We start from the raw sequence: 16,645 nt of genomic DNA, 5'->3' as shown, positions 1-16,645 counted from the left end.
CTTCGGCGCCGGACACCCCTCCGCCGCCGAAGCTTCAGATTCGTGAGCCGCAGATCAACACCCAGGCCCCTCCGCCGCCGGTGACTCTGCCGATCGAACCGACGAAGAAGGAAGACCGCGTCGAATATACGGGCCCGCCCGTGATCGTCCCCGGACCTCCGCCTCCGCCGGCGCCCCCGGCGCCGCCGAAGCCTTCGGTCATCACCAACCCGAGCTGGTCTCGCCAGGTGCAACCCGAGTTCCCGGAACGCGCTAACTCGCGCGGTATCGAGTCGGGTTCGGCCAAGGTGAACTGCGCGGTCGCCGCCAACGGCAGTCTTTCGGACTGCCGCATCGTGGACGAAGATCCTGCCGGCGCCGGTTTCGGCCAAGCGGTTCTTCGGGCGGCTCGCTCGGGCCGTCTGGCTCCCCGGACTGTCGACGGCGCCGCCGTCGGCGCCCGCGTCGAGTTCACGACCCGGTTCCGACTGGACTAAGGATCTCATTCGAGATCAGGTTGAACGCCTCGGTGGAAACACCGGGGCGTTTTTCTTTGCCCGCCGCCCTGGGCAGGGGGCTGGCGCTTTGGCCGAACCTTGCCCATGCTTGAGATTAAAGCTGGAAGGACCTCGCCTTGAAGAAGTTTGCCGCCATCGTCGCCTCCCTGACGGCTCTCGGCGTGGCCAGTTGCGCCTACAACGAGAGCCTGGGACGCAATCAGTTTCTGATCGTGGACGACAGCGCCCTGATCCAGCAATCGAACGCCGCCTGGGCCGAGACGCTGAGGTCGCAGAAGGTGTCGAGCAATGCGGCGCAGAATGAACGGGTGCGCCGTGTCGGCGGCCGGATCGTTCAGGCGGCGGGCCTGGCCGGCCGCAGTTGGGACTACGCCGTGTTCGAGGACGCCAGCCCCAACGCCTTCGTCCTGCCGTCGGGCCAGATCGGTGTGACCACCGGCCTGTTGAAACTGGTCCAGAACGACGACCAACTGGCGACGGTGCTCGGCCACGAGGTCGGCCACGTCGTCGCTCGCCACGCCGCCGAACGCTATTCCACGCAATCGACCACGGGCCTGGTGCTGGGCGCGGTTCAGAGCCGGGCAGGGGACTATTCGCAGGCGGTTGGCGCGCTCGGCGGGATGGGCGCGCAACTGGGCCTGCTGCTGCCGTTCTCGCGCAATCATGAACTGGAGGCCGATCGCCTGGGCGTCGACTATGTGGTCGCCGCCGGCTTCAGGCCGTCCGAATCCCTGGCCCTGTGGCGGCTGATGGCGCAGCAGCGTCAGTCGGGCACGCCCGAATTCGCCTCGACCCACCCATCGGATCAGACCCGGATCACCGCCTTGCAGCAGTATATCGCCAGTCGGGGATGGAACTGACGGGGGATAAAGTGAAATTCCTGAATAAGCGTATTGCTGACGGAGGCGAGGCCCGCTAGAGAACCGGCCTCGCGTTGATCGCGCCGCCTTAGCTCAGTTGGTTAGAGCGCCGGTTTGTGGAACCGGAGGTCCTCAGTTCAAGCCTGAGAGGCGGTACCATCACTTCAACGATTCGCTTTCAGCGACGTGGAGTGGTGACGATATGAGCGACGCTTCCCCCCAGTGGGACCCCAGACAATACAATCGCTTTGAAGCCCAACGGGATCGCGCCGCGCTCGACCTGCTGGTGCGCCTGCCCGAAGATTTCGCGCCTGCTGAAATCTGGGACCTGGGCTGCGGCACCGGTCAGCACGCGGCCCTGCTGAAGCGTCGCCATCCGTCGGCCCAAGTCCATGGCATGGATTCCAGCGCCGACATGTTGGATCAGGCTCGCGCCCTGTCCGCCGAGGTTGACTGGTCGGTCGGCGACATCGCGACCTGGACGCCGGATCGGCCGGCGGATCTGATCCTGGCCAATGCGTCGCTGCAATGGCTGTCGGATCATGCCGTCCTTTTCATGCATCTGGCTGGGGCGCTGGCGCCGAGCGGCCTGCTGGCGGTGCAGATGCCGATGGCCTGGGAGACGCGGCACCATACCATCATGCGCGAAACGGCGGCCTCGGGGCCGTGGGCGGCGATCCTGCGGGGGATAGACACCATTGCGCCCCTGTTGCCCGCCGAGGCCTATTACGAGGCGGTGGCGCCCCTGTGCGACGACATCGACATCTGGTCGACGACCTATCTGCATGTCCTGACCGGCGAGGACGCGGTGCTGGAATGGATGAAGGGCACGGCGCTGCGGCCCTATCTGACGGCCCTGGCTGGCGACCCGTCGATGCGGTCGGCCTTCCTTGCTGCGCTTGGCGCACGGCTGGCGGCGGCCTTCCCTAGGCGGGCTGACGGGGCGACTCTTCTACCATTTCCTCGTCTGTTTCTAATGGCGCAAAGGCGCTGACGCGGCGATGCAGATGCTCGACGGGGCATTTCAGCGTCGTCATCGCGGCCTGGGCGGCGGCGTAGCCTGACGATACGGCCGGGTCGTAGGCCTTCCAGTCGCGAATATCGACGCCCTCGGGCTTGGGCAGGATCAGCAGGTCCGTGTCGGCCCGCGCCTGCATCAGTTCGGCCTCGGTCGACAAGGTGGCCGAACGCATCAGCACCGAGACGATAGGCGGCCCCTTCTTCCAGGCGCCCGACAGGATCCAGCGCCACCAGGAAGGCGGGTCCTGCAGGGCCGCGGGATCAACGCCGCGCGTCTGGGACACGTCCACGCCGACGACCGGGCCGCTGTTCAGGCGACGCATGACCTCGCTGGGGAAGTTGCGCAGCACGGCGCCGTCGACCAGGACCTGACCGTTCATCACCACGGGCGGCATGACGCCGGGCAGGGAGATGGAGGCCCTCAGGGCGTGACGCAGCATCCCCTCGCGATGCACCTCGACCTTGCCCGACGTCAGATTGGTCGAGACCGCGAAGAAGGGCAGGGGCATGTCCTCGATGTTCACGTCGCCATAGGCGTCCTGCATCAGGCGCGCGACCTTGCGGGCGTGGGTCATGGCGATGATGGGAAAGGCGATGTCCGACAGGGGGTCGGACAGGACGAAGGCCTTGCGGATGCGCTCATCCAGTTCCTCGTCCGACCAGCCCAGGCCGGGGCCGGCGGCGATCACGGCGCCCATGGAGGAACCACCGATGAAGTCTATCGGCATGCCCGCTTCGCGTAGAGCCTTCAGCGCGCCGATGTGGGCGTAGGCCCGCGCGCCGCCGCCGGACAGCACCACCCCGACCGCCGAGCCGGTGACGACGCGGGCGATCCGCGCCGTGTCGTCGAACAGGCCCTCGACCACATGGAACCAGCGGCCGGGCCTGAAGGCCTCCAGCCAGGCGCGGGTTTGGGTCGGCCGCCCCATGTGGGCGGGGCGCAGCAGGATCAGGTCGGTCAGCGGGTGGGCCTCGTCCTCGATCTCGGAGGGCAGGATGGGCGCGTGCGGCTTGTGGTCGGCGTCGCCGACCATGAAGACGCGGTCCACCTGCCGGGCGCAAAGCGCTGCCCAGCCGGTTTCATCGGATTCGGCGATGTAGAGGACGTAGTCGTGGGCGTCCTCGACGCCCGAGAACCACTCGGCGGCGGACGACAGGGCGGTGTGGTCGATGATGCGGCAACTGAAGCCCTGGGCCTCGACCGCGCGGGCGACGCGCTCGACAAAGCTGCGGATCGGCGCCTTGCGGGCCGAGATGAAGCCGAAAACCGTGGGGTCCGATCCGGTGGAATTGCGGTCGCGCGCTCGGGTCAGCATGACCTGACCCAGTTCCGCCATCAGGGCGGGCTCGGCACGCGCGGCCTCGAAAAAGGCGTCGCGAGGCAGGGCGACCACGTCGCTGTCGCGCAGGGCCACCACATTGGCCATGTGGGTTGTGCCGGCCAGCATGGCCATTTCGCCGACTGGATCACCGGGTTTGATGACGCCGACGAACTGAGGCCCGCGTCCGTTGTCGTCGCGGAACACGCCCAGCCGCCCGGCGCGCAGCAGGTAGAGGGTGTCGGCGGGGTCGCCGGCCGAGAACAGTCGCTCGCCCCGCGTCAGGGCGAACCAACTGGCGCGCGTGTTCTTCGTGCCCTCGAAGACCCGCGCGAGGGCGGCTTCCAGCGAGTCGGGCGGCGTGTCGGGACGTTCAGCGGCCATGAGAGAGGTTTAGGCTGGAATCTGCTCGACAGGAAAGCGGACGCTTCCCACCGGCGCGGAAGCCTCCTAAACCTTGGGGCATGCCCAAGCTGATTTCCGCCGTCGATCGCAACAGTCCTGCTTTCAAATCGCTGGATGCGCACAATCGCGCCCTGCGGGATGAGCTTTTCGAGAAGGTGGCCAAGGCCGCGCGCGGCGGCTCCGACGCCAGCCGCGAGCGACATGTGGCGCGGGGCAAGCTGTTGCCGCGCGACCGGGTCGAGCGCCTGCTGGACCCCGGCTCGCCTTTCCTGGAGGTCGGGCAACTGGCGGCCAACGGCATGTATCGCGACGAAGCCCCCGGCGCAGGCATGATCTGCGGCGTCGGGCGTGTGTCCGGCCGCGAGGTCATGATCGTCGCCAACGACCCGACGGTGAAGGGCGGCGCCTACTTCCCCATGACGGTGAAGAAGCACCTGCGGGCGCAGGAGATCGCCGAGCAGAACAATCTGCCTTGCATCTATCTGGTCGATTCGGGCGGCGCCAATCTGCCGCACCAGGCCGAGGTCTTTCCTGACCGCGACCATTTCGGCCGCATCTTCTTCAACCAGGCGCGGATGTCGGCTCGGTCGATCCCGCAGATCGCCTGCGTCATGGGGTCTTGCACGGCGGGCGGCGCCTATGTCCCGGCCATGTCCGACGAGACGGTGATCGTGCGCAATCAGGGCACCATCTTCCTGGCTGGCCCGCCGCTGGTGAAGGCGGCGACCGGCGAGGTCATCTCGGCCGAGGAACTGGGCGGCGCCGAAACCCACGGCCGCAAGTCCGGCGTGGTCGATCATGTGGCCGAGAATGACGAGCACGCCCTGGAGATCGTCCGCTCCATCGTCGCCAATCTGAACACCACCAAGCCCCAGCCGCTGGACGTGCGCGAACCCCGCGCCCCGGCGCTGGACCCGCAGGAGCTTTACGGCATCATCCCCGACGATGTGCGCGCCCCTTACGATGTGCGCGAGGTCATCGCCCGCATCGTCGATGGCTCGGAGATGGATGAGTTCAAGGCCCTCTACGGCACGTCGCTGGTCTGCGGTTTCGCCCGCATCTGGGGCCAGCCGGTCGCCATCCTGGCCAACAACGGCGTCCTGTTCTCGGAGAGCGCCCAGAAGGGCGCGCACTTCATCGAGCTGGCGTGCAAGCGCAAGATTCCGCTGCTCTTCCTGCAGAACATCTCGGGCTTCATGGTCGGCGGGAAGTATGAGGCCGAAGGCATCGCCAAGCACGGCGCCAAGCTGGTGACGGCGGTCGCCAGCGCCGAGGTGCCCAAGTTCACCGTCCTGATCGGCGGCTCGTTCGGCGCCGGCAACTACGGCATGTGCGGCCGGGCCTATAGCCCGCGCTTCCTCTTCACCTGGCCCAACAGCCGCATCAGCGTGATGGGCGGCGAGCAGGCGGCGTCCGTCCTGGCCACCGTCCACCGCGACGCGGACACCTGGACGCCCGACGAGGCTGAGGCCTTCAAGGCGCCGATCCGCCAGAAATATGAGGACGAGGGTAATCCCTATTACGCCACCGCCCGCCTGTGGGACGACGGCGTCATCGACCCGGCCCAGACCCGCGACGTGCTGGGCCTGGCCATCAGCGCCAGTCTGAACGCTCCGATCCCCGAGACCACCTTCGGCGTGTTCCGGATGTAGGACGGCAAATTGCACAGTGTTCAAAAAATCGCTTGAAGGCGGACGACGCGGCTGAGAGTGTCGCGTTGACGGCCCGTTTGAGGTCGGACCTGGACGACAAGGACAGAGATCATGAAGAAGACAGCAGCTCTCATCGCCCTGACCACGCTGCTCGCGGCCTGCGGATCGCAGGCTGATTCCAAGGCGCCCGAGGCGGCGGAACCCTCGTCGGCGCCCGCGGCGACGCCGCAGACCGAGCCGGTCTCGGCCGCCGAGGAAGAGGCCGCGCGCGCAGGCGAGCCGTCCGAGGCGGTCTTCCCTGTCGGCTATCGCGGGAACTGGGACTACAGCGACGACGGCTGCGCCAAGGACGAGAGCGGCACGCGCTTCGTCATCACCGCCAACGAGATCAAGGGCTATGAGGACACCTCGAAGCTGGTGGCCCTGGAAGTCCTGGAAGGACAGGGCGACGCCATTCGCGTGGTGCTGGAAAACCAGTCTTCGGAAGGTAACCACACCCTGGTCCAGACCCTGCGCCTTTCGCCTGTCGCCGGGATTTCGCTGCGTGTCGAGCAGGACGGAAAGACTGTTCGCGCCAATCGCTGCGACCCGGTTTAAACCGATCAGACCTTGTGAACCTCGTCCTCTGTGGACGAGGTCGCGTTTTAGACGTTCCATCGGCGAAGGAGCCGACCATGACCGATCAGAAGCCCACTGAAGAAGACCTGAACGCCCTGGACGTCACGGACGCCGAGGCTGCCGAGATCAACGCCATCGCCCATCCCTTCGTCGCCGATCCGGCGCCGGACGCGGACAATGATCTGGTCAAGATCGACGCCCTGCCGTCGGGCGTGGTCTTCGTGACCATCAACCGTCCGCAGAAGAAGAACGCGTTCGACGCGGCGACCATCGCCGCCCTGTTCGAGGCCTTCGAGACCCTGCACGGCGCCGACCGGGTGCGCGTGGTCTTCATCCGCGGCGCAGGCGGCACCTTCAGCGCGGGCGCCGACCTGAACTGGATGGCCGACGCCGCCGGCTGGTCGGAAGCCGACAACCGCGACGACGCCATGGGCCTGGCGAAAATGCTCAAGGCCCTGCACGACGTGCCGGCCCTGACGGTGGCCCTGGTCGAGGGCGCGGCCATGGGCGGCGGGGCCGGCATCGTCGCGGCCTGCGACATGGCCGTGGCGGTCGAGGGCGCGCGCTTCGCCTTCTCCGAGGTCAAGCTGGGCCTGATCCCCGCGACCATCGCCCCCTATGTCATCGAGGCTGTCGGCGCGCGCCGCGCTCGCCAGCTGTTCCTGACGGCCAACATCTTCGACGCTGACTACGCCGCCCACGCGGGCCTGATCGACATGGTCCTGCCGGAAGGTTCGGTGGACGAGTTCATTTCCATGCTGACCGACAGCCTGACCACCTGCGCCCCCGGCGCCATGGGCGAGGCCAAGCGGCTGGTGAACGACGTGGCCGGCAAGGACATCGATCATCGCCTGCTGGAAGAAACCGCCAAGCGCATCGCTCGCGCCCGCGTCTCGGAAGAAGGCCAGGAAGGCGTCCGCGCCTTCCTCGACAAGCGCGCCCCGAGCTGGGCGCAGTAAGACTACTTTCCTCCCCACGCGTGGGGAGGGGGACCACGAAGTGGTGGAGGGGGCGACGCCAACGTCAGCCGTGGAGTCGCCCCCTCCGTCACTTCGCCTTCGGCGCCGCGCCACCTCCCCATTCGCTTTGCGAACAGGGAGGAGCAAGATGGGGCAGACCGCCGGTTTTCTCGCAGAGGCAGAGTTTAAGACCGCCATGTTCAAGTCCGTCCTGGTCGCCAATCGCGGCGAGATCGCCTGCCGCGTCTTCCGCACCGCTCGCCGCATGGGCCTGCGGACCATCGCCGTCTATTCCGAGGCTGACGCGGCCGCCCTGCACGTGCGCGAGGCGGACGAGGCGGTGCTGATCGGCCCGGCGGCGGCGCGCGAATCCTATCTGGATGCGGCCAAGGCGCTGGCGGCGGCCAAGGCGACGGGGGCCGAGGCCATCCACCCCGGCTACGGCTTCCTGTCCGAGAACGCCGACTTCGCCGAGGCCGTCATGGCGGCGGGCATCGTCTGGATCGGCCCGCAGCCGTCCTCGATCCGCGCCATGGGTCTGAAGGACGCGGCCAAGAAGCTGATGATCGAGGCGGGCGTGCCCGTCACCCCCGGCTATCAGGGCGAGGACCAGTCGGTCGAGACCCTGACGGCAGAGGCGAACCGCATCGGCTTCCCGGTCCTGATCAAGGCGGTCGCCGGCGGCGGCGGCAAGGGCATGAAGAAGGTCGACCGGGCGGAAGACTTCGCCGACGGTCTGGCTTCGGCCCAGCGCGAGGGTCAGTCGTCCTTCGGCGATCCGCGCGTTCTGATCGAGAGCTACATCACCCGCCCGCGCCACATCGAGGTGCAGGTCTTCGGCGACAGCCATGGCAATGTCGTCCACCTGCATGAACGCGACTGCTCGCTGCAACGCCGCCACCAGAAGGTGATCGAGGAGGCTCCGGCGCCAGGCATGGACGCCGCCACGCGCGAGGCCGTCACCGCCGCCGCCGTCCGCGCCGCCAAGGCCGTGAACTATCAGGGCGCGGGCACCATCGAGTTCATCGCCGACGCCTCTGACGGGCTGAAGGCCGACCGCATCTGGTTCATGGAGATGAACACCCGGCTGCAGGTCGAGCACCCGGTGACCGAGAGCATCACCGGCGTCGATCTGGTCGAATGGCAGCTGCGCGTCGCGGCGGGCGAACCCATCCCGCTGGCTCAGGCCGACATCCCGATGAAGGGCTGGGCCATGGAGGCCCGCCTCTACGCCGAAGACCCCGCTCACGGATTCCTGCCGTCCATCGGGCGGCTGGACCACTTCGTCATGCCCGACGACATTCGCGTTGATACGGGCGTGGAGCAGGGCGGCGAGGTCAGCCAGTTCTACGACCCGATGATCGCCAAGCTGATCGTCCACGCCGACAGCCGCGAAGCCGCCGCGGCCCGCCTGGCCAACGCCTGCCGCGAGGTCGAGGTCTGGCCCGTCCGCACCAACGCCGGCTTCCTGGCCCGCTGCCTGGACCACCCGCGCTTTGTCGAGGGCGACGTGGATACCGGGTTCATCGGGGCGGAAGAAGACCAACTGCTGAAGTCGGAGACCAGCCCGCGCGCCATCGCCGGCGCCGCTGGCCTGATCGGGCTGGAGGCCGACGCCGCCGCTTTTGACGTCGAGGACAAGGCCCTGGCTCCGTGGCGGGCGGGTCTGTTCGGCTTCCGCATGAATGGCGCGGCTCAGTCGCGTACGGCCCTGCATCACGGAGATCAGCAGCACGCCGTGACCCTGGCTGGCGAGCCGGGCTGGCACGGGCGTCAGTCGAGCTTCGATGTCGGCGTGGCTGGTGAAACCGCCCGCGTTTACGGTGAGACGGATCTGGTCGTGGTCGATGGTGAGGTCGTCACCGCCTTCGCCCCCGACGCCGAGCGCATCGTGGTCTTCGACGACGGCGACGTCATCGAATTCCGCCGCCGCAAGGCCGCTGCCGGCGCTGGCGGCTCTGCCTCCGACGGCGGCCTGCGCGCGCCCATGCCCGGCAAGATCGTCGCCGCGCCCGCCAAGGCCGGTGACATCGTGACCAAGGGCCAGCCCATCGTGGTGCTGGAGGCCATGAAGATGGAGCACGCCCTGACTGCGCCCTTCGACGGCGTGGTGGCCGAGTTCAACGTCGCCGTCGGCGATCAGGTCATGGACGGCGCGGTCCTGGCCGTGGTGGAGGTCGAGGGAGAGGCGAAATGATCCTTGCGGCGATGATGGCGACGGCGCTTCTGGGCGCCGATCTGAGCGATATGCCGGCGGCGTCCCAGGCGGATCTGCAGTGCATGGGTCTGCTGGCGGTGGCGATCGACGACCCGGCGCTCTCGGAAACGCTGAAGCAGCAGTATTCGGGCGGCATGATGTATTATCTGGGCCGTCTGGAAGGCCGCGACCCCCAGACAAACTGGGTGCGACGGATGCTGGACTATACCGACAGCACGCCGGTCCAGCAGGTGCGTTCGCACAGCCAGAGGTGCGGCCATGAACTGATCGCCAAGGGGCAGGAAATCTTCACCCTGCTCGATCGATAGGGCCGAGCCGGGTCTGGTCATCGCGGCGCCGGGCGACTAGGTGGGCGTCATGCCTCTTCACATGATCAAACTCTGCGTCGGCGTGTCCGAGGTCGAGACCCTGGAGGCGAACGCCGCGCGGTCCGACTGGCGCATCGTCCACACCCGCATGACGCCCAAGCGCGCCGCCGAGATCGAGGACGGCGGTTCGCTCTACTGGGTCATGAAGGGCTCGGTGACCTGCCGTCAGCGCATTCTCGAGATCACGACCGTGGGCGAGGGCAAGGAGAGCCGCTGCGAGATCAAGCTGGACAGCACTGTCATCCGCACCGCGCCCCTGGCCCGGCGGCCGTTTCAGGGCTGGCGCTATTTCGAGCCCAAGGACGCGCCGCCGGACCTGTCCGTGGCCGAGGCGACGGACCTGCCCGACGACCTGGCGCGCGAACTGCGTGAACTCGGCGCTTGGTGACCCTTTCGTGGCTTTAGGCCGCAAGTGTTGACCTTTGCTCGCCGTCGTGGCCTGTCCCGGCTCCCATGACCAACGCCCTGTTCAGCTTCAAAACCCGTCAGACCCTGTCCGAGCTGCTGAAGCTGGCCTGGCCGGTCGTGCTGGCGCGCCTGGGCATCATGACCATGGGTCTGACCGACGCCATCGTCGTCGGCCACTACGCCAGCCGCGAACTGGCCTTCCACTCCCTCGCCTGGGCGCCGTCCTCGGTCGTCCTGACCACGGCGGTCGGCCTGATGATGGGGGTGCAGGTCATGACCGCCCGCTTGCTGGGCGAGGGCCGCAAGGACGAGGTGGGCGCGGTCCTGCGTCGCGGGACCGTCTATGCGTTGCAGATCGGCATTGTCTCCATGATCGCCCTGATGGCGCTGGGGCCGTTCGGTCTGATGCACATGGGTCTGGAAGACGGGCTGGGCGAGGGCGCCTCGCCGGTGCTGATGATCTTCGCCCTGTCCATGCCTGCCTATCTGATCTCGGTCGCGGCTCAGTTCTTCCTTGAGGGCCTGCATCGGCCCAAGGCCGGCATGGTCGCCATGTGGGTGGCCAATGCGGTCAACCTGGGTCTGAACCTGCTGCTGGTCCCCGACATTCTGGGCCTCGGTATGCACGGCGCCCAGGCCTCGGCCTGGGCTACCTTCGGCGCACGCATGGCGCTGGCCGTCTTCCTCGTCATCTTCATCCTGCGCCTGCCCGAGGCCAAGGCATGGGGCCTGTTCAACAAGCCCAAGCGCGACAAGGTCGTCGAGCGCGAGCAGATGAAGGTGGGCTTCGGCGCGGGTTCGTCCAACTTCATCGAGGTCGGAGCCTTTGCGGCCATGACCCTGTTCGCCGGTCAGCTGGGCGCGGCCGAGACCGCCAGTTGGGCCGTCGTCATCAACGTCTCCGCCATTGTTTTCATGGTGCCCATGGGGCTGTCGTCCGCGACGGCGGTTCTGGTGGGCCGCAGCTACGGCGCGGGCGACAAGGCCGGGGTCATGCGCGGCGGTCTGGCGGGCATCGGCGTGGTCACGGTCCTGGCCTTCATCATCGCCATCGGCCTGTGGCTGACCGCGCCCCTGGTGGTCAGCGCCTATACGACCGACCCGGCCATCCTGGCCATCGCGGCGCCGGCCCTGGTGCTGGCGACCCTGTTCTTTGTCGCAGATGCTCAACAGGTCGTGGCCGCTCAGGCCAACCGCGCGGCGGGCGATGTCGTCTGGCCGACGCTGATGCACCTGCTGTCCTATGGCGTCATCATGATCCCGCTGGGCTGGTGGCTGGCGCACCGGATCGGCGTGGACGGCCTGGTCTGGTCGGTCATCGTGGCCAGCCTGATCTCGGGCGCGCTGCTGACGGGGCGCTTTGTGCGGATCGCCAGGCGGCTTCCGGCCTGAGGCATGACGGCGGGGTGACGCGGGCGTAACGGCCCTCTATATCCGTCTGCTTCCTCCCGCAGACTGGACGACCATGGCCCGCATCCTCATCACCTCGGCGCTGCCCTACATCAACGGCATCAAGCACCTTGGGAATCTGGCCGGGTCCATGTTGCCCGCCGACGTCTGGGCGCGGTTCATGCGCGGACGCGGCCACGACGTCCTCTATGTCTGCGCCACTGACGAGCACGGCACCCCGGCCGAGCTGGCCGCCGCCGCCGCCGGTCAGGACGTCCGCACCTATTGCGACGAGCAGCACGAGGTCCAGAAGAAGGCCGGCGAGGCCTTCAGCCTGTCGTTCGACGTCTTCGGCCGCAGCTCCAACGCTCCGAACACCCGCCTGACCCAGCACTTCGCCAAGGTGCTGGAGGAGCGCGGCCTGATCGAGGAGCGCGTCGACCGGATGATCTATTCGATCGACGACGCCCGCTTCCTGCCCGACCGCTATGTCGAGGGCACCTGCCCGCACTGCGGCTACGAAAAGGCGCGCGGCGATCAGTGCGATAACTGCGGCCGCCTGCTGGACCCGACCGATCTGATCAATCCCTATTCGGCGGTTTCGGGCAGCCGCAATCTGGAGGTCCGCGACACCCGCCACCTCTATCTGCTGCAGACCAAGGTGGCCGACGAGGTGCGTGGCTGGGTCGATGCTCGTTCGGAAGGCTGGCAGCCGCTGGCCCGCTCCATCGCCTACAAGCATCTGGATGAAGGCCTGATCGATCGCGGCATCACGCGCGACCTGAAGTGGGGCGTGCCGGTCGTCGGTCCCGACGGCGGTCCGCGTCCGGGCATGGAGGGCAAGGTCTTCTACGTCTGGTTCGACGCCCCCATCGAATACATCGGCGCGACCGAGGAATGGGCCGACGCCAACGGCGGCGACTGGCGCTCGTGGTGGCGTCTGGACGAGGGCGCGGACGACGTCCGCTACGTCCAGTTCATGGGCAAGGACAACGTGGCCTTCCACACCGTCAGCTTCCCCGCCACCATTCTCGGCTCGGGCGAGCCGTGGAAGACGGTCGATCAGCTCAAGGCCTTCAACTGGCTGAACTGGTACGGCGGCAAGTTCTCGACCAGCATGGGCCGGGGCGTCTTCATGGATCAGGCGCTGGAGCTGCTGCCGGCCGACTATTGGCGCTGGCACCTGACGGCCTATGGTCCGGAGCACTCCGACGCCGCCTTCACCTGGGAGCAGTTCCAGGCGACGACGAACAAGGACCTGGCCGACGTCCTGGGCAACTTCGTCAACCGCATCGTCAAGTTCACGGAATCCAAGTTCGACGGCGTCGTGCCCGAGGGCGGCGAGGCCGGTCCGCTGGAAGCCAAGCTGGCGGCGGACATCAAGGCCGGTCTGGAAACCCTGACTGCCGAGTTCGAGGCCATGGAGTTCCGCAAGGCGGCTCAGGCCGCGCGTGCGCTGTGGGTCATGGGCAATGAATACCTGCAGGAAGCCGCCCCGTGGACGGCGCTGAAGACCGACCGCGACCGCGCCGCCGTCATCGTCCGCACCGGCCTGTCGCTAGTCGCCCTGTTCGCCCGCATCACCGTGCCCATCATGCCGGGCAGCGCCGAACGCATCGGCGCCACGGTCGGCGCCACCGACCTGTCGTGGCCGAGCGCCGACGCCGACCTGTTGACCCTGGTGCCCGCCGGTCAGACGGTCGCCGCCCCCGCCGTCCTGTTCGCCAAGATCGAGGACGCCCAGGTCGCCGAATGGACCGAACGCTTCGGCGGCGCCGAGGGCTGAGTCTTCCGAGCGCAGGATACAGAAAAGGCCCGGATCGCTCCGGGCCTTTTCGCTATTCACCCGTAGCAGGCGAAGCTTAGTCCTTGCGTGGGGCGGGCAGGAATCCCAGACGCGCAGCGCCGAACAGGGCCAGCAGACCCGTCAGCAGGATCATCGCCCATTCCGTCAGGGTCGGAACGGGAGTGGGAACCGCGGATGCCACGCCAATATTGGCGCTATCCCTATAGACGCAGCCGTTTGCGTCGGTAACTGTAACGGAGTAGGCGCCCTCTCCCAGCCCCGTAGCGGTTGCCCCTGCACCTCCAGTGGGCGACCATGAATAGGTATAGGGCGTGGTCGCTCCGCTGGGACTGACTGTGGCCGATCCATCCGTTGCACCCGCTGACGTGACGTCGGTCTTGCTGATGTTTGCGCTGAAGGCGGCGGGCTCCGAAACGGTGACGGGTTGCACGATGGAAGTCGTCCCATCAGATATCGTGACGCTGTAGGCGCCGGCCGGCAGACCCGTCGCAGTCGCCGCCGACCCACCCATCGGCGCCCAAGCATAGGTATATAGTCCAACACCGCCGCTTGGCGTGACTGTCCCTGTGCCATTGGCGCCCCCTGTGCATGAAACACTGGTGCTGGAGGAGGTCGCTGTGATCTGGGCGTGGGCTCCGCCCGCGACGGACAGGTAGAGGGTTGCCGCAGCAAGCGACCAGGAAAGTGCGTCTTTCTGAGTGCCGGGCTCGGCTGACGTAAGAAAAAGGCCCGGATCGCTCCGGGCCTTTTCTTCAGTTCGTCGATGGCGTTACGGCCGGTTCCGGCGGCGGTGTCTGTTGCTCCCGCCCGCCGGGCAGGGCGGCGGGGGTGGCGTGTTTGCTGCCCGCGCTGGCGTGTTTCATGTGCTTGGCCTGTTCCTCCGCCCCGATGTCGAGGAAGGCGGGGGCCGAGGCGTTGAACTGGTCGGCGTGGCCGGTGCGGACGATGACCGAGCGACCGCCGTCCCAGATCATGTGCAGGGCGACATACAGAACAATGACCAGGCCGATATAGGCGATCCAGCGATAGCGGTTCAGCAGCTTGGCGATGAAGCTGGCGGCCAGGCCCATCAGGGCGATCGACAGGATCAGGCCGAAGACCATGATCCAGGGGTGGTCATGGCTGGCGCCGGCGACGGCCAGGACATTGTCCAGGCTCATGGTCAGGTCGGCGATCATGATCTGGATCAGGGCCGCGCCGAAGGTCTTGCGCTTCAGACCCAGTTCCTCGGGCGAGGGGCCGCCGCCATGTTCGATGGCCATGGCCCGTTCGATCTCGGCCTCGGCCTCGGCCTGATCATGGGTCGCCTGCTCGCGCAGTTCGCGCCACATCTTCCAGCACACCCACAACAGCAGGAAGCCGCCCGCCAGCAGCAGGCCGACGATGGCCAGAAGCTGCACGGTGATCAGGGCCAGGCCGATGCGCATGACGACGGCGGCGGCCAGGCCGATCAGGATGGCTTTGCGGCGCTGTTCCTGGGGCAGGGCGGCGGCGGCCAGGCCCACGGCCACGGCGTTGTCGCCGGCCAGGACGAGGTCGATCATCAGGACCTTGCCGAGGGCGGAGGCCTGACTGAGCAGATGGGGGTCTGAAAGGAATTCCATCCGGGTTTCTTAAGCCCCGGGCCGGGCTGCGCCAAGACGCCGCAGCGGCAAAGTCACGCTCCCGCCGGCCCCTCCCATGAGAGGGGCGGCCGGCGGGAGGGATCAATCAGCCGGCGTTTTGCGCGCGCGCGGCTTCATAGAGGGCGATAGCCGCCGCGTTGGACACGTTCAGGCTCTCGAAGCCGCCCGGCATGGGGATCTTGGCCATGACGTCGCAATGCTCGGCCACCAGACGGCGCACGCCGTCGCCTTCGGAGCCCATGACCAGAACGGTCGGGCGCGAATCAAGCGCCTGTTCCAGCGACAGCTCGGCTGATCCGTCCAGACCGACGGCGCGCCAGCCCATGTCGGCCAACTTCTCCAGTGCGCGGCTCAGATTCGTGACGCGGGCGCAGGGCAGGCGTTCGGTGGCGCCGGCCGCCGCCTTGGCCAGGGCGCCGGCGAGGGCGGGCGAATGCCGATCCTGCACGACGATTCCCTTGGCCCCGAACGCCAGGGCCGAACGGAAGATGGCGCCGACGTTCTGGGTGTCGGTCAGCTGATCCAGCATGACGATGACGCCGCTGGCGTCCTCGGCGATGTCCTCCAGCGAGACGCCTTCCAGCGGTTGGACCTTGAAGACCATGCCCTGGTGAACGGCGCCGGCGGGCAGCAAACGGGCGAGGGCGGTCGAATCAATCACCTCGATTCGGTGGCCGTTCGCCAGATTTTCCCGTTCGATTTCAGCGGCTCGGTCCTCCGTGACCATCAAACGGCCCATGCCGCGACGTGCAGGATTGGCCAGGGCGGCTAAAACGGGATGGCGGCCCCAGAGAAAATTATCCGCATCGGCCTTGCCGCGCGGGCCTTTGGGGGCTGAATCGCCCCCAGAACGGCCTGTTGGCGAGGGTGACCAACCTTTCTCGGGCCGACTTTCCACGCGTTTGTGGAAAGACTGCTTTTTACCGGGTTTCCGGTCGTTGCGTTCTGAAAATGACGACACTATAAGACGGCCTCCGATTTGGGCCCTAGGGCTTCGGGTCAGGCGCTTCCTCTACTGCAGGCGTCGCCGGACACGAAGGCTTTCGCGACAAAATGATCGAAAGATCGTGGTGTTGCGTATCCAGACCGGTTTTGAAAATGCGCGCTGGGGGAATGTCCCGAGTGGCAAAGGGGGGGGACTGTAAATCCCCTGCGTAAGCTTCGAAGGTTCGAGTCCTTCTTCCCCCACCACGCGCATTTTTCGAGGCCGAGAGGACGGGAAATCCAGAAAAGGAATCGGGTGCGGAAACGCCAACCTCTCACGGGGTTGGGGCAACGCATTCTTCGCGCGGGTATAGCACAATGGTAGTGCAGCAGCCTTCCAAGCTGAGGATGTCGGTTCGATCCCGTCTACCCGCTCCAGGTTTTTTGAACTGAGCAGAAGCGCCCCTCCGCTTTGGACCCGGGCCACAGGAGTTTGGCCATGGCCAAGGAAAAGTTCGAACGCACTAAGCCGCACTGCAACATCGGCACGATCGGCCACGTTGACCACGGCAAGAC

Annotated in this window: 16 protein-coding genes, 3 tRNA genes and 1 pseudogene; 15 read left to right on the top strand and 5 right to left on the bottom strand. The window is 67.1% G+C overall.

The genetic code is table 11. The features are described 5' to 3' along the window. From CQ039_RS16200 to CQ039_RS16185, 4 genes are all read left to right on the top strand, one after another. Positions 1 to 476 (top strand): energy transducer TonB (locus CQ039_RS16200; protein ID WP_105746549.1); only part of this gene is annotated, 476 nt, incomplete at its 5' end. A 137-nt stretch (positions 477 to 613) separates the two neighbouring features. Then, entirely contained in the window at positions 614 to 1,357 is a 744-nt protein-coding gene (locus CQ039_RS16195; protein WP_105563585.1) for a M48 family metallopeptidase, read from the top strand. An 82-nt stretch (positions 1,358 to 1,439) separates the two neighbouring features. Then, positions 1,440 to 1,516 (top strand) — tRNA-His (locus CQ039_RS16190). 43 nt (positions 1,517 to 1,559) lie between these two features. After that, positions 1,560 to 2,351 carry a methyltransferase domain-containing protein gene (locus tag CQ039_RS16185; RefSeq protein WP_105563586.1) on the top strand — a complete coding sequence of 264 codons (792 nt, stop codon included), beginning with the start codon at positions 1,560 to 1,562 and terminating at the stop codon, positions 2,349 to 2,351. On the opposite strand, the gene CQ039_RS16180 is transcribed toward CQ039_RS16185, so the two are convergent. Further along, positions 2,284 to 4,080 (bottom strand): patatin-like phospholipase family protein, encoded by a 1,797-nt coding sequence (locus CQ039_RS16180; protein WP_105563587.1) that lies wholly within the window; start codon positions 4,078 to 4,080, stop codon positions 2,284 to 2,286. The genes CQ039_RS16185 and CQ039_RS16180 overlap by 68 nt on opposite strands. A gap of 80 nt (positions 4,081 to 4,160) precedes the next feature. On the opposite strand from CQ039_RS16180, the gene CQ039_RS16175 reads away from it, so the two are divergent. The 8 genes from CQ039_RS16175 (at position 4,161) to metG (ending at position 13,499) form a co-directional block, all read left to right on the top strand. After that, positions 4,161 to 5,753 (top strand): carboxyl transferase domain-containing protein, encoded by a 1,593-nt coding sequence (locus CQ039_RS16175; protein WP_105563588.1) that lies wholly within the window; start codon positions 4,161 to 4,163, stop codon positions 5,751 to 5,753. 111 nt (positions 5,754 to 5,864) lie between these two features. Then, positions 5,865 to 6,350 carry a hypothetical protein gene (locus CQ039_RS16170; RefSeq protein ID WP_105563589.1) on the top strand — a complete coding sequence of 162 codons (486 nt, stop codon included), beginning with the start codon at positions 5,865 to 5,867 and terminating at the stop codon, positions 6,348 to 6,350. 77 nt (positions 6,351 to 6,427) lie between these two features. Next, positions 6,428 to 7,330 (top strand): enoyl-CoA hydratase-related protein, encoded by a 903-nt coding sequence (locus CQ039_RS16165; RefSeq protein ID WP_105563590.1) that lies wholly within the window; start codon positions 6,428 to 6,430, stop codon positions 7,328 to 7,330. Positions 7,331 to 7,526: 196 nt separating this feature from the next. After that, positions 7,527 to 9,527 carry a biotin carboxylase N-terminal domain-containing protein gene (locus CQ039_RS16160; protein WP_105563677.1) on the top strand — a complete coding sequence of 667 codons (2,001 nt, stop codon included), beginning with the start codon at positions 7,527 to 7,529 and terminating at the stop codon, positions 9,525 to 9,527. After that, complete coding sequence (locus CQ039_RS16155) at positions 9,524 to 9,856, top strand: hypothetical protein (protein WP_105563591.1); 333 nt, start codon at positions 9,524 to 9,526, stop codon at positions 9,854 to 9,856. The genes CQ039_RS16160 and CQ039_RS16155 overlap by 4 nt, the downstream gene beginning before the upstream one ends. A 49-nt stretch (positions 9,857 to 9,905) precedes the next feature. Beyond that, positions 9,906 to 10,304 (top strand): DUF1489 family protein, encoded by a 399-nt coding sequence (locus CQ039_RS16150; protein ID WP_105563592.1) that lies wholly within the window; start codon positions 9,906 to 9,908, stop codon positions 10,302 to 10,304. 65 nt (positions 10,305 to 10,369) lie between these two features. Further along, a complete protein-coding gene (locus CQ039_RS16145; protein ID WP_105563593.1) occupies positions 10,370 to 11,716 on the top strand; it encodes an MATE family efflux transporter in 1,347 nt (448 codons plus the stop codon). 73 nt (positions 11,717 to 11,789) lie between these two features. Continuing rightward, the gene (metG, locus tag CQ039_RS16140; protein WP_105563594.1) at positions 11,790 to 13,499 is read left to right on the top strand and encodes a methionine--tRNA ligase; all 1,710 of its coding nucleotides are present in this window, start codon (positions 11,790 to 11,792) and stop codon (positions 13,497 to 13,499) included. Positions 13,500 to 13,575: 76 nt separating this feature from the next. Here the strand turns inward: metG and CQ039_RS16870 are convergent, their stop codons facing one another. From CQ039_RS16870 to rlmB, 4 genes and pseudogenes are all read right to left on the bottom strand, one after another. After that, positions 13,576 to 13,701 (bottom strand): IPTL-CTERM sorting domain-containing protein, encoded by a 126-nt coding sequence (locus CQ039_RS16870; protein WP_233190228.1) that lies wholly within the window; start codon positions 13,699 to 13,701, stop codon positions 13,576 to 13,578. Positions 13,702 to 13,818: 117 nt separating this feature from the next. Beyond that, a pseudogene (locus tag CQ039_RS16990) lies at positions 13,819 to 14,142 on the bottom strand (hypothetical protein); the annotation flags it as partial. 130 nt (positions 14,143 to 14,272) lie between these two features. Beyond that, complete coding sequence (locus tag CQ039_RS16125; protein ID WP_105563595.1) at positions 14,273 to 15,124, bottom strand: TerC family protein; 852 nt, start codon at positions 15,122 to 15,124, stop codon at positions 14,273 to 14,275. Positions 15,125 to 15,230: 106 nt separating this feature from the next. Next, positions 15,231 to 16,043, bottom strand: a complete 813-nt coding sequence (gene rlmB, locus CQ039_RS16120) for a 23S rRNA (guanosine(2251)-2'-O)-methyltransferase RlmB (RefSeq protein ID WP_105563596.1) — start codon at positions 16,041 to 16,043, stop codon at positions 15,231 to 15,233. Positions 16,044 to 16,252: 209 nt separating this feature from the next. Between rlmB and CQ039_RS16115 the strand changes: the two genes are divergently transcribed. The 3 genes from CQ039_RS16115 to CQ039_RS16865 form a co-directional block, all read left to right on the top strand. Then, a tRNA-Tyr gene (locus CQ039_RS16115) sits at positions 16,253 to 16,336 on the top strand. A gap of 97 nt (positions 16,337 to 16,433) precedes the next feature. Continuing rightward, positions 16,434 to 16,507: transfer RNA gene (locus tag CQ039_RS16110), tRNA-Gly, on the top strand. Positions 16,508 to 16,568: 61 nt separating this feature from the next. Continuing rightward, positions 16,569 to 16,645, top strand: a 77-nt coding sequence (locus CQ039_RS16865) for a hypothetical protein (RefSeq protein WP_007443273.1), incomplete at its 3' end; no start/stop codon positions are given.

The organism is Brevundimonas sp. MYb52, assembly GCF_002979535.1.
Classification (GTDB): domain Bacteria; phylum Pseudomonadota; class Alphaproteobacteria; order Caulobacterales; family Caulobacteraceae; genus Brevundimonas.
This window is presented reverse-complemented; position numbering and strand designations above follow the sequence as displayed.